At 60.1% G+C, this 12,907-nt stretch carries 12 protein-coding genes; 2 read left to right on the forward strand and 10 right to left on the reverse strand.

Going from position 1 to position 12,907, the window contains the following annotated elements:
• Positions 1-148 precede the first annotated feature (148 nt).
• Positions 149-784 (forward strand): TetR/AcrR family transcriptional regulator, encoded by a 636-nt coding sequence (locus tag SOP85_RS00065; RefSeq protein ID WP_323625683.1) that lies wholly within the window; start codon positions 149-151, stop codon positions 782-784.
• A 94-nt stretch (positions 785-878) separates the two neighbouring features.
• Here SOP85_RS00065 and SOP85_RS00070 read toward each other — a convergent pair whose 3' ends face one another.
• The 9 genes from SOP85_RS00070 to SOP85_RS00110 all read right to left on the reverse strand — a co-directional run bounded on the left by SOP85_RS00070 (position 879) and on the right by SOP85_RS00110 (position 9,922).
• Positions 879-1,094: a TOBE domain-containing protein gene (locus SOP85_RS00070; RefSeq protein WP_007967989.1), complete on the reverse strand. Its 216-nt coding sequence runs from the start codon at positions 1,092-1,094 to the stop codon at positions 879-881.
• Between the two features lie 33 nt (positions 1,095-1,127).
• The gene (ssuB, locus tag SOP85_RS00075) at positions 1,128-1,934 is read right to left on the reverse strand and encodes an aliphatic sulfonates ABC transporter ATP-binding protein (RefSeq protein ID WP_274073628.1); all 807 of its coding nucleotides are present in this window, start codon (positions 1,932-1,934) and stop codon (positions 1,128-1,130) included.
• Positions 1,931-2,713: an aliphatic sulfonate ABC transporter permease SsuC gene (gene ssuC / locus SOP85_RS00080; protein WP_274073629.1), complete on the reverse strand. Its 783-nt coding sequence runs from the start codon at positions 2,711-2,713 to the stop codon at positions 1,931-1,933. The genes ssuB and ssuC overlap by 4 nt, the downstream gene beginning before the upstream one ends.
• Before the next feature lie 8 nt (positions 2,714-2,721).
• Complete coding sequence (gene ssuD, locus SOP85_RS00085; protein ID WP_166618582.1) at positions 2,722-3,870, reverse strand: FMNH2-dependent alkanesulfonate monooxygenase; 1,149 nt, start codon at positions 3,868-3,870, stop codon at positions 2,722-2,724.
• A 40-nt stretch (positions 3,871-3,910) separates the two neighbouring features.
• Positions 3,911-4,891 carry a sulfonate ABC transporter substrate-binding protein gene (locus SOP85_RS00090; protein ID WP_323625684.1) on the reverse strand — a complete coding sequence of 327 codons (981 nt, stop codon included), beginning with the start codon at positions 4,889-4,891 and terminating at the stop codon, positions 3,911-3,913.
• Positions 4,892-4,980: 89 nt separating this feature from the next.
• On the reverse strand, positions 4,981-5,574 hold the full coding sequence (gene ssuE, locus SOP85_RS00095) for an NADPH-dependent FMN reductase (protein ID WP_323607221.1): 594 nt from the start codon (positions 5,572-5,574) through the stop codon (positions 4,981-4,983).
• A gap of 332 nt (positions 5,575-5,906) precedes the next feature.
• On the reverse strand, positions 5,907-6,545 hold the full coding sequence (locus tag SOP85_RS00100; protein WP_323625685.1) for a peroxiredoxin: 639 nt from the start codon (positions 6,543-6,545) through the stop codon (positions 5,907-5,909).
• Positions 6,546-6,840: 295 nt separating this feature from the next.
• Positions 6,841-8,181, reverse strand: a complete 1,341-nt coding sequence (locus SOP85_RS00105) for an OprD family porin (RefSeq protein ID WP_323625686.1) — start codon at positions 8,179-8,181, stop codon at positions 6,841-6,843.
• 403 nt (positions 8,182-8,584) lie between these two features.
• Positions 8,585-9,922, reverse strand: coding sequence for an OprD family outer membrane porin (locus SOP85_RS00110; protein WP_274073635.1), 1,338 nt, complete (start codon positions 9,920-9,922; stop codon positions 8,585-8,587).
• Between the two features lie 363 nt (positions 9,923-10,285).
• On the opposite strand from SOP85_RS00110, the gene tauA reads away from it, so the two are divergent.
• Positions 10,286-11,275 (forward strand): taurine ABC transporter substrate-binding protein, encoded by a 990-nt coding sequence (gene tauA, locus SOP85_RS00115; RefSeq protein ID WP_323625687.1) that lies wholly within the window; start codon positions 10,286-10,288, stop codon positions 11,273-11,275.
• Positions 11,276-11,379: 104 nt separating this feature from the next.
• Here the strand turns inward: tauA and argA are convergent, their stop codons facing one another.
• Entirely contained in the window at positions 11,380-12,678 is a 1,299-nt protein-coding gene (gene argA / locus SOP85_RS00120) for an amino-acid N-acetyltransferase (protein ID WP_008064942.1), read from the reverse strand.
• Positions 12,679-12,907 lie beyond the last annotated feature (229 nt).

Here is a 12,907-nt window from a genome sequence, read left to right on the forward strand (position 1 = left end):
CGAGTCGCCTGCTTCGCGAGCAAGCCCGCTCCCACATTTGTCCTGCGTACACAGTTCAAGTGTGGGAGCGGGCTTGCTCGCGAAGGCGTCCGGGCAGACAACATAGAAGCCTGCTCGTACAATGCCCCCTGCCCCGCAGGAGACTCCAATGACGCGCACCGCCACCGCTCGCAAACCCCGCGCCCGCAGCCAGGCCCGGATCGATTCGATACTCGACGCCGCCCGCACGCTGCTGGCCGCCGAGGGCGTGGCCAGTCTGTCGATCTACAGTGTCGCCGAACGCGCGCAGATCCCGCCCTCCTCCGTCTACCACTTCTTCGCCAGCGTCCCGTCCCTGCTCGAAGCGCTGACCGCTGACGTCCACGCGGCCTTCCGCGCCTGCCTGCAAGCACCCATCGACCATGGCGCCTTGAGCGGCTGGCGTGACCTGTCGCGACTGGTGGAGCAACGCATGCTCGAGATCTACAGCGAAGACGCCGCCGCCCGCCAACTCATCCTCGCCCAACACGGCCTGACCGAAGTGACCCAGGCCGACCGCCAGCACGACATCGAACTGGGCGACCTGATGCACAAACTATTCGACCACCACTTCGAGCTGCCGAAGCTGCCGAACGATGTTGATGTGTTTGCCCTGGCCATGGAGCTCGGTGACCGGGTGTATGCGCGCTCGGTGCAGCAGCATGGGCAGATCACGCCGCGCATGGCTGAGGAAGGGATGCGGGTGTTCGATGCTTACCTGGGGCTGTATTTGCCGCCTTACCTGCCCAAGCGCGTTGCGCTTTAAAAGATCGCAGCCTGCGGCAGCTCCTACAGAGGAATCCGTTCCCCTGTAGGAGCTGCCGCAGGCTGCGATCTTTTGACTTTAAAAACACTGGCGATCACAACTTGGCGATCGACACCTCGGTGGATTTCACGAACGCGATCACTTCGCTGCCCACCGCCAGCTCCAGCTCTTTCACCGAACGGGTGGTGATTACCGACGTGACGATCCCGGAAGCGGTCTGCACGTCGATTTCCGACAGCACATCGCCCAGAACGATTTCCTTGATCGAGCCTTTGAACTGGTTGCGTACGTTGATGGCCTTGATAGTCATGATATTGATTCCTGTCGTTGATTGAGGCTTGAGTTATTGAGCCCAACGCAACTGCGTAGGCAAGGGTGAAACAGGTTCCGGTTCCGGCGGTTGGCCAGGCAGGGACAGCACGCGGTTGAGCACTTGGGTTTCCAGCGCCGCCAGCCGATGGGAGCCGCGAACCCGAGGGCGCGGCAGTTCCACGTGCAGGTCCAGGCCCACTTCGCCGTCTTCGATCAGGATCACCCGATCGGCAATTGCCACCGCTTCACTGACGTCGTGGGTCACCAGCAACACGGTGAAGCCGTGCTGTTGCCAGAGCCGCTCGATCAGCTGCTGCATCTCGATTCGCGTAAGCGCATCCAGGGCGCCCAAAGGTTCGTCGAGCAGCAGCAAGCGCGGTTGGTGGATCAATGCGCGAGCCAACGCCACCCGTTGCTTCTGCCCACCGGACAGGGCCGCCGGCCACTCGTTGGCGCGATCCGCCAGGCCGACCGCTTCCAGCGCTTCCAGCGCCTTTGGCCGCCAGTTGCCCGTGAGTCCCAGGCCGACGTTGTCGATGATCTTTTTCCACGGCAACAGACGCGCTTCCTGGAACATCAAGCGAGTGTCTTCCCGCGCCTCACTCAGCGGCGCGGAGCCGGCCAGCAATTCACCACCGGTAGGCTTGTCGAGGCCCGCGAGCAAACGCAGCAAGGTGCTTTTGCCACAGCCACTGCGACCGACCACCGCGACGAACTGACCCGCCGGAATGTGCAGGTCGATCTCACGCAGCACCTGCCGCGAGCCGAAGGTTTTTTGCAGCTTGCGCACCGCCAGCGGAATTCCGCGCAGCAGGCGTGGAGGTTGTTGAGCAGTCATGCGGCACCTCCCTTGACGACCTGATAAGCCGGATGCCAGCGCAGCCACACACGTTCAAGTCCACGGGCGGCGAGGTCGGCCAGTTTGCCGAGCACCGCGTAGAGCAGAATCGCCAGCACCACCACGTCGGTCTGCAGGAACTCCCGGGCGTTCATCGCCAGGTAGCCGATGCCGGAACTGGCGGAAATGGTTTCCGCGACGATCAGCGTCAGCCACATGAAACCCAGGGCAAAACGCACACCGACCAGGATCGAGGGCAGCGCCCCCGGCAGGATCACCTGGCGGAACAGGCTGAAGCCGGACAGACCATAGCTGCGCGACATTTCCACCAACGCCGGATCGACGTTGCGGATGCCGTGATAAGTGTTGAGGTAGATCGGGAACAAGGTGCCCAGCGCTACCAGGAAAATCTTCGCCGACTCGTCGATGCCGAACCACAGGATCACCAGTGGAATCAACGCCAGGTGCGGCACGTTGCGGATCATCTGCACCGAGCTGTCGAGCAGGCGTTCGCCCCACTTCGACAGGCCGGTGATAAAACCCAGGGTCAGCCCGATGCCGCCGCCGATGGCGAAACCCAGCGCCGCGCGCCAGCCGCTGATTGCCAGGTGCGTCCAGATTTCGCCGCTGCGCACCAGGTTCACACCGGCTTCGATCACGGCAATGGGCGCCGGCAGAATCCGCGTCGACAACCAGCCCGCCGACACCGACAACTGCCACACCGCCAAGAGCAAGACTGGCAACGCCCAGGGCGCAAGGCTGTGAATGATCTTCTTCATGGCGCGCCTCAGCTCTGGGACGCGGCTTTAGGGAGAATGTCGTTGGCGACCATCTCGCCAAACGGGCTGACGTAGCCGGCGCTTTTCGGTAGCTCCGGACGTTCGATATCCAGGTGCGGGAACAGCAGCTCGGCGACGCGATACGACTCTTCCAGGTGTGGATACCCGGAGAAGATAAAGGTGTCGATGCCCAGGTCCGCGTATTCCTTCACGCGCGCCGCAACGGTCGGGCCGTCACCCACCAGCGCTGTGCCTGCACCGCCGCGCACCAGGCCGACACCGGCCCACAGGTTGGGACTGACTTCCAGGTTGTCGCGATTGCCGCCGTGCAGCGCGGCCATGCGTTGCTGGCCAACGGAATCGAAGCGCGCCAGCGAAGCCTGGGCGCGAGCGATGGTGTCGTCGTCCAGGTGCGAGATCAATCGATCAGCCGCTTGCCAGGCCTCGGCGTTGGTTTCACGCACGATCACATGCAGGCGAATACCGAAGCGCACGGTGCGCCCGAGCTTGGCGGCCTTGGCGCGCACCTGGGCGATTTTCTCGGCAACGGCGGCCGGTGGCTCACCCCAGGTCAGGACCATTTCGACCTGCTCGGCTGCGAGGTCTTGCGCCGCTTCCGACGAACCGCCGAAGTACAGCGGCGGACGCGGTTGCTGGATCGGCGGATAGAGCAACTTGGCACCCTTCACGCTGATGTGCTGGCCGTCGTAGTCGACGGTTTCGCCTTCCAGCACCCGACGCCAGATGCGGGTGAATTCCACCGAGGCCTGGTAGCGCTCTTCGTGGCTGAGGAACAGACCGTCGCCGGCTAACTCTTCCGGATCACCCCCGGTGACCAGGTTGAACAGCGCACGACCGCCGGACAGACGATCCAGGGTCGCGGCCTGCCGCGCTGCCACCGTCGGGGAAATGATCCCGGGGCGCAAGGCGACGAGGAATTTCAAACGCTGGGTCACCGGGATCAGCGACGCCGCCACCAGCCACGAGTCTTCGCAGGAACGCCCGGTGGGAATCAGCACCCCGCCGAAGCCCAGTCGATCCGCCGCTTGCGCGACCTGTTGCAGGTAACCGTGATCGACGGCGCGAGCGCCTTCGGCGGTGCCAAGGTAATGGCCGTCGCCGTGGGTAGGCAGGAACCAGAAGATATTGAGGCTCATGGAGTGGTCTCCTTGGGGGTTCGAATTTACTGGGCTTTGGTTACAGAGCTTTGGTTACTGAGCTTTGGGCAACGGCCGCCGGTGGCGTCCAGATCACGTCTTTGATACTCAGCGGCTTGGGAATCAGCTTGAGCTGGTAGAAGCTGTCGGCGATTTTCTGCTGGGCGGCGACCACTTCCGGGGTCAGGAACAACGCGCCGTAGCCCTGGCGTTTCACCGAAGTCAGGGTGATGTCCGCCGGCAGGCCGAGCAGTGGCGAAACCTGTTTGGTCACGTCTTCAGGGTTGGCTTTCGACCATTCGCCGACTGCCCGCACTTCTTCCACGAGGGTCTTGATCACCTCAGGATTTTTCTGCGCATAGGGCTTGGTGGCGAGGTAGAACTGGTGGTTGTCGACGATGCCCTGGCCATCGCGCAGGGTGTGCGCTTGCAGCTGCTGTTCGGCGGCCGCCTGGTACGGGTCCCAGATGACCCAGGCATCGACGCTGCCACGCTCGAACGCGGCGCGGGCATCGGCCGGCGGCAGGAAGACGGTCTGGATATCGGTGTATTTGAGCCCGGCGTCTTCCAGGGCGCGCACCAGCAGGTAGTGCACGTTGGAGCCTTTGTTCAGCACGACTTTCTTGCCCTTGAGGTCCTTCACCGATTTGATCGGCGAGTCCTTCGGCACCAGGATAGCTTCGCTGTGCGGCGCTGGCGGTTCGTAGGCGACGTAGAGCAGATCCGCGCCCGCTGCCTGGGCGAACACGGGCGGGGTTTCGCCGGTGACGCCGAAGTCGATGGAGCCGACGTTCAGGCCTTCGAGCAGTTGCGGGCCGCCGGGGAATTCAGTCCATTGCACGTCGACGCCTTGGGCGGCGAGGCGTTTTTCCAGGGTGCCTTTGGCTTTGAGCAGCACCAGGGTGCCGTATTTCTGATAACCGATACGGAGTGTCTCGGCTTGAGCTTGAGTAATGGCGCCGAAGGTGACAGCCGCAGCAAACAGAGCGACCAGACCGCGACGCAAAATGACAGGGCGCATGGCGCTCTCCTTTTTGCAGTTGGGTTTTGGCTGCACCTGCTTGCCCGTTGGCGGGCGAGTAAGGCCAGTACTTCAAATTTCGATGAGGCTTAAATGCTCCAGCGAGCACTCAATAAACGATCATTCAACAGGTTCGGATCAAGCGGCCTGGGCCGTCGTGCCATGGCGCTGAAAAACAACTCCAGCGACTCGTCCAGTCGTTGCTCCAGCTCCGGCGCCAACTGCGCCAGGGCGCTGCCTTCGCCATAGGCGATCTGGCTGTCGACGGCGAAAATCCCTTGCAGCAGCTCCTGGGCCTTCAATGCCGACAGCACCGGCTTGAGGGCATAATCCACCGCCAGCATGTGGGCAATGCTGCCCCCCGTGGCCATCGGCAGCACCACCTTGTGGCTCAGGGCGCGTTCGGGCAGCAGGTCCAAAACGGTTTTCAGGGCTCCGGAAAACGAAGCCTTGTACACCGGCGTGGCGATCAGCAGGCCATCGGCGTTTTCAATCTGTTGCAGCAGATCGACGACCTTCGGGCTGTCGAAGCGTGCGTGCAGCAAGTCTTCGGCCGGGAAGTCCCGTACCTGATAACTCACCACTTCCACGCCCCGCTCTTGTAACCAACGTCGGGAGCGATCCAGCAGCACCCCGGATCGGGAGCGCTGGCTGGGACTGCCACCCAGTGAGACGACCAGCATTGAGAGACTTCCTTAAACGGTGTTGGCGATTCGCGGCTTGCGATCTCGCTTTGATGCAGTGACCTTAACAGGTGATTTATATATCTATAAATCATATTTATTCATTTGGTTATTCGTTTAAGAGATATGCGAGTCAGTTTCTTCCAGGCAAAAAAACAGGCCGTTAAAACGACCTGAAATCCCCTGCTTTATGGATGCATTTCACTCTTGACACTGCGTTGCCTGACCCGCCGTCTTCGCGAGCAAGCCCGCTCCCACAGGGAGTACGCGGTCACTGTGGGAGCGGGCTTGCTCGCGAAGGCGGCATCTGCCACAGCACAAAGCTCAATGACTCATTTGTTTGGCTGCGGCGTCAGGCGCAGGTACGGTTTCACCGCGCGATAGCCCTTGGGAAAACGCTGGCGGATTTCATCTTCATCCTTGAGCGACGGCACGATCACCACCTCGTCACCGTCCTGCCAGTTGGCCGGGGTGGCCACCTTGTAGTTGTCGGTGAGTTTCAGCGAGTCGATCACCCGCAGGATTTCATGGAAGTTGCGCCCGGTGCTCGCCGGGTAGGTGATGGTCAGCCGGACCTTTTTGTTCGGGTCGATCACGAACAGCGAACGCACCGTCAGGGTGTCGTTGGCGTTGGGATGGATCAGGTCGTACAGGTCCGAGACCTTGCGGTCGGCGTCGTCGAGAATCGGGAAATTGACCAGGGTGCCCTGGGTTTCGTTGATGTCTTCGATCCACTTGTGGTGCGATTCCACCGGGTCGACGGACAGGGCGATGGCCTTGACCCCACGCTTGGCGAATTCATCTTTCAGCTTGGCGGTGAAGCCCAGCTCGGTGGTGCACACCGGCGTGAAGTCGGCCGGATGGGAAAACAGCACACCCCAGCTATCGCCCAGCCACTGGTGGAACTGGATAGCACCAGCGCTGGAATTCTGTTCGAAATCGGGGGCGATATCGCCGAGTCTGAGGCCCATGGTGCTGCTCCTTGTGAGTGCTTGATGAGCTCAACTGTGCCTGTATTTTTTATCTATTAAAAAGAATAAATATCGATTTATTTAGCACTAAATAGAATATTAAATATCTCTTCACTGGACGCGCGAAGCCATCGCGCCGAACATCGGCCACAAGGTTCGAGAAGGCCTTGAGTTGCTGCAAAAGAGGGGACTTTCCTGGCGGGTTTACGGGGGTGAGCCCGCCTCGAAAACACAAAAGCCCCACCCGGCGTGATGCCGGGTGGGGCTTTTTTTTCCTTTGGTTACCCGAGCGCTGTTAAAGCAGCGGGATCGAGTAGCTGACGATCAGGCGGTTCTCGTCCTGGGAGCGAGTATTCGGCAGATCGGTGCGCCAGGTGGCGTTTTTCCACATTACGCCGAGGTTTTTCAACGCACCGGACTGGACCACGTAACCCACGGTCAGGTCGCGCTCCCACTCGGAAGCGCCGCTGGCCGCTTCACGACCGGCAGCGTTGACGGTATCGATGTCATCGCCATGCAGGTACACCACACCCGCCGTCAGGCCAGGCACGCCGAGCTTGGCGAAATCATAGGAGTAGCGTGCCTGCCAGGTGCGCTCGCCGGCACGGGCGAACTTCTGGATTTGCGAATCGGTGATGATGTAGGCCGACGATCCGTCGCCCTGGTTCAGCCAAGGGAAGTCGCTGCTGCCGTTGCTGACCTGGTAACCGCCACCGAAGGTGTGACCGGCAACGGTGTACAGGAACAGGCCGCTGTACAGGTTGTTGTCGACCTTGCCTTTACCGCTCGGCGCGTTGTAGTTGCCGGTGGTGTAGTACAGCGGATCGTGGCCGTTGGCACCGTCATCGGTGCTGTTGAAGTAGCGCAGGTCCGACTTCAATACACCTGGGCCGATTGACCAGTTGTGCACCAGGCCCAGGAAGTGTTGCTTGTAGAACTCTTCGAGGTTGCCGTAGTAGTACTGGGCCGTCAGGTCCTTGGTGAGCTTGTAGTCACCACCGGCGTAGATGAACTTGTTGCTGTCCCGGCCTATTGAAGCACGGCTATTGGCGCCGGAGATAGAAAGCTGTTCGTTGTTGCTCGAGTTACGGCCTTTTACCTGCTCGATCTGGCCACCGATCAGGGTCAGGTCCTTGATGTCGCCCGAGGAGAGTTGGCCACCCTGCCAGGTTTGTGGCAGCAGACGGCCGTCGTTGGTCACGATCACTGGCAGTTTTGGCTGCAGGGTGCCTAGTTTCAGCTCGGTCTGGGAGATCTTGGCTTTGGCAGTCAGGCCCAGGCTGGAGAAGTTATCAACGGCTTCGCCGTTGGACTTGCTCGGGAAAACAGTACCGCCGTAGGAGTTGTTGGAAGCACCGTTGGTGCCGCCACCCGAATCCAGCTTCACGCCCAACAGGCCGATCGCATCAATACCGAAGCCAACCGGGCCTTGGGTGTAACCGGAGGTAAAACGCAGATCGAAGCCCTGGCCCCATTCTTCGTTTTTGTTCGGACCCGTACCGTCACGGTAGTCGGTGTTGATGTAGAAGTTGCGCAGCCCCAACGTTGCCTTGCTGTCTTCGATGAAACCGGCGGCGCTTGCCTGCTGCGCCAAAACCCCTACGGCCACAGCCAGGGCCAAGGTGGACTTGTTCATTGTTTCGCTCCTATCGTTTTCTAATTCCTGGTCCTGGGTCGAATGCCCTGGATCCGCAAGCGCAATTGGCGCCAGACCGTCTGGATCGGTCGTTTTTTTGGCCGCGCAGAATACTCCTTCATAATCCTAAAAAGAATTGCAAAATTAATTTTAATCGCATTTAGGAATATGACCCGACAGCGCTGACCCGAGGTTGTCGGCGATAAAACCGATTCCGGTGTTGTAGGGTGTTCGGGGATGTGAAGCTCGAATCCGAGGCTTACGGTGCGTGCCGGATGGCCTTACTTTAAGCGGATTAGTAAAAAGCTAAAAAGAATAAAAGATCATCACATGCATTGTTTATGGAATATAAAAATGCACGCAAAAAAAAGCCTCGTCCGGTGACGAGGCTTTTGGCTACGGCTTACTTGAAGGCGTAGGTGTAGTTGAAGATCAGACGGGTCTGGTCTTCATCGAGCGTACTGGTGTTACCACGGTACATACCGTGACGCAGCGTCGTGCCGAACCCTTTAAGCGGACCGGTTTGAATCACGTAATCCACACGCAGGTCGGTCTCGCGCTCGTTCAGGTCATCACCCACGCCATTGGTGGCCTTGATGTCCCGGCCATACAGGTAGGCAGCCGACGCTTTCAAACCTGGCACGCCCAGCGAAGCGAAGTCATAGGAGTATTGACCGTAGGTGGTGTTTTCACCGGCACGGATAAAGCTGGCCACAGTGGCATCGGTGAACGAGTAGAAACTGGCGCCGCCAGCACCTTCGTTGCGACCGTTGCCATCGACAACGTTGCCCTGGTTGAGGAAGACGAAGCCGCCGTCATCGCTGACACGCTGATGTCCGAGCAGGAATGCACTGCCGCCCAGGGTATAGGTGAACGTGGCGCTCCAGGTCTTGTTATCGACCTCGCCCGGGGTCTTGGCGTAGCCGTTGTTGTTGTTGAACTGGTAGCCGGCCTGGCCGTTCTTGCCGTCGGAGCTACTGTCGAAATAGCGGATGTCGGTCTTGAACGACTGGTTGGCTGCGATCGGATAAACGTGCACCAGGCCGAGGAAGTTCTGCTTGTAGTAGTCTTCCAGGTTCGCGTAGTAGTACTGCAGCAACAGGTCCTTGGTGACCTTCCAGTCAGCACCGGCGTAGCGGAACTGGTTGCTGTCCTGAGTACCGCCAGCCACGGCAAGGCCAGTGCTGTTGGAAGAGGCGCGACCTGTCGCGTGCTCCAACTGACCCACGTTAAAGGTTACGTTGTCGATTTCCTTGGAGGTGATGGTGCCACCTTCAAAGGTCTGTGGCAGCACGCGGCTGTCGTTCGCGATCAGGATCGGCATGTTCGGTTGCAGGGCGCCACCGAGGTGGGCCTCGGTCTTCGAGACACGTGCCTTGACGTTGCCCGCCAGACGGCTCCACGAGCTCTCTGCAGAACCATCGGAATCGCTTGGGGTAAAGGAGTTGTTGTCCGGGTGATGGCCCTTGCCACCGTCCAGGTGGATACCGACCAGCGCCTGGGCGTCGATACCGAAACCGACAGTACCCGGGGTATAGCCGGACTGGAAGTCGAACTTGAGACCTTCAGCGGCCTCTCGCTGCCGGTTGGCAGGCGTGCTCGCGCCTTCACGCTTATCGGCGTCGAAATAATAGGTACGCGAACTGACGGAAGCCTTGCTGTCTTCGATGAAACCGGCGGCGCCTGCCTGCTGCGCCAAAACCCCTACCGTCACGGCCAGGGCCAAGGTGGACTTGTTCATTGTTAAACTCCTCTCGTCTCTAATTCTTGTATTCCTGGCCGGGGGTCAATTGCCCCTGATCCTAAGATTCGCGATTAGCGCCGCAGCGTGACTCACAAGTCAATCGTAACTATGTGTGTCTACGACCATAGTCTAATCACCGGTTTTTTGGTCCATGCAGGGTCATGAGTTCGTCATAAACCTGAAAAGAACGGATAAATTCTTTTCTCATACCCTTTAGGAATTTAGCTCACCGTCTTGCCTACCTCAGGATAGAGCGGCTGACTCATAAGCTAATTCCGAAATTGTATTTATTAGGCGTTTTTTAGATCGATTAGGTTTAGTAGCAATTCCGCCACAAAACCTATCGAAAAGGCCGAAGCCATGACGACCAAGCGCGCACTATCCCGACCATTTGTTACAGTTTGTGTATCGTTGATTTTTTCTTTTTCCGCCCACGCGGCGAACCTCACGGTGGGCTACCAGACCGGTATCGACCCCAGCAAAGTCCCGCAGGCCGATGGCCTTTACGAAAAAACCATTGGCGAGAAAATCGACTGGCGACGTTTCAACAGTGGCCCGGAAGTGGTCACCGCCATCGCCTCCGGTGATGTGCAGATCGGCAACCTCGGCTCCAGCCCACTGGCCGCCGCGGCGTCGCGCAATCTGCCGATTGTCGCGTTCCTCGTTTCCGCACAGATCAACGCCGCCGAGGCCTTGGTAGTGCGCAACGGCAGTGGCATCGATAAACCGCAAGATCTGATCGGCAAGACCATCGCCACCCCGTTCGTTTCCACGTCCCACTACAGCCTGTTGGGTGCGTTGAAGCACTGGGGCCTGGACGCCTCGAAAGTCAAAGTGGTGAACCTGCAACCGGCGGAAATTGCCGCCGCGTGGAAGCGCGGAGACATCGACGGCGCGTTCGTCTGGTCGCCCGCCCTGGGGGAAGTTCGCAAGACTGGCAAGACCTTGACCGATGCCGCGCAGGTCGGCCAATGGGGTGCACCGACCTTCGAAGTCTGGGTCGCGCGCAAGGATTACGCCGAGAAACACCCGGAGGTCATCGCCCGCTTCGCCAAGGTCACCCTGGACTCATTTGCCGACTATGCGGCACACAAGGACAGCTGGACCGCCGATTCGGTGCCGGTGCAGAAAATCGCCAAACTGACCGGTGCCAACGCCGCCGACGTGCCGGAACTGCTGGCTGGGTCCGCGTTCCCGGATGCCAAGGCACAACAGACCGGTGCCTTGCTGGCCGGCGGTACGGCGCAGGCGATTGGCGAGACGGCGAAGTTCTTGAAGGAACAGGGGAAGGTTGAGACGGTGCTGGCGGATTATTCGCCGTATGTCAGTGCGAAGTTCGTCCAGGAATAACGCAACATCCCCTGTAGGAGCTGCCGCAGGCTGCGATCTTTTGATCTTGAAAAATCAAAGTCAAAAGATCGCAGCCTGCGGCAGCTCCTACAGGGGGTTCGTGGTTACAGGGCTTTTTCGAAGATCTTCGAATTGCGCTGATAGTTGTACAGCGACGCCCGCGCCGATGGCAGGCGATCGACGCTGCTCGGCACGAAGCCGCGCTCGCGAAACCAGTGCGCCGTGCGCGTGGTGAGCACGAACAGGGTTTTCAACCCTTGGGCCCGGGCGCGGGTTTCAATGCGCTCGAGCAGTTCATCACCGCGACCGCCATGGCGGTACTCCGGGTTCACCGCCAGGCACGCCAGCTCCCCGGCATCGGAGTCGGCGATCTGGTACAGCGCCGCACAGGCGATAATCATGCCCTCACGCTCCACCACGCTGAACTGCTCGATCTCCCGCTCGAGCACTTCGCGCGAGCGGCGTACCAGAATGCCCTGCTCTTCCAGCGGGCTGATCAGGTCCAGCAAGCCGCCGACGTCTTCGATGGCCGCTTCGCGCACCACCTCGAATTGCTCCTGGGCCACCAGCGTGCCGCCACCATCACGGGTGAAGAGCTCGGTCAGCAGCGCACCGTCTTCGGCGTAGCTGACGATATGGCTGCGGGCCACGCCGCCACGGCAGGCTTCAGCGGCGGCATCGAGCAGCTCGGCCTGGTAGTTGCTGCCCAGGCGCTGCAGATGCGCCGGCACCTGTTGCGGACGCAGCTCGCGGACCAGCCGGCCGTGTTCATCGATCAGGCCAAGGTCGGCGCCAAACAGCAGCAGCTTGTCCGCGCCCAGGTCAATGGCCGCGCGCGTAGCGACGTCTTCACAGGCGAGGTTGAAAATTTCACCGGTCGGCGAGTAGCCCAGCGGCGACAGGAGCACGATGGAGCGTTCGTCCAGCAGGCGATTGATGCCCTTGCGATCAACCCGACGCACTTCACCGGTGTGGTGATAGTCGACACCTTCCAGCACGCCGATCGGCCGTGCAGTCACCAGGTTGCCGCTGGCCACCCGCAAGCGCGAGCCCTGCATCGGCGACGACGCCATGTCCATGGACAGGCGCGCTTCGATGGCGATGCGCAGTTGACCGACCGCATCGATCACGCACTCCAGGGTCGCGGCATCGGTGATGCGCATGCCGTGGTGGTAATGCGGGGTCAGGCCGCGAGCCTCGAGGCGTGCTTCGATTTGCGGGCGCGAACCGTGCACCAGCACCAGGCGCACGCCGAGGCTGTGCAACAGCACCAGGTCGTGGACGATGTTGCCGAAGTTTGGATGTTCAACGCCGTCGCCGGGCAGCATGACGACAAAGGTGCAATCGCGGTGGGCGTTGATGTAGGGCGAAGCATGACGAAGCCAATTGACGTATTCGGGCATGAACCTGGGCCTGTAATAAATAGCAGCCGAAAAAAGGGCGAAACAGTAAAACGCACAGCGGGCTGATGGTTATCGTCGGAACAGGCTTGGCGACACGCGCGCTCTCCTCATGAATACGGGTTTTGAACCTGACAAATTAATCGAGAACCCCTGTAGGAGCTGCCGAAGGCTGCGATCTTTTGATCTTTGTTTTACAAGCAAGATCAAAAGATCGCAGCCTTCGGCAGCT

It is taken from the genome of Pseudomonas sp. YuFO20, from assembly GCF_035064975.1.
Classification (GTDB): Bacteria; Pseudomonadota; Gammaproteobacteria; order Pseudomonadales; family Pseudomonadaceae; genus Aquipseudomonas; species Aquipseudomonas putida_AE.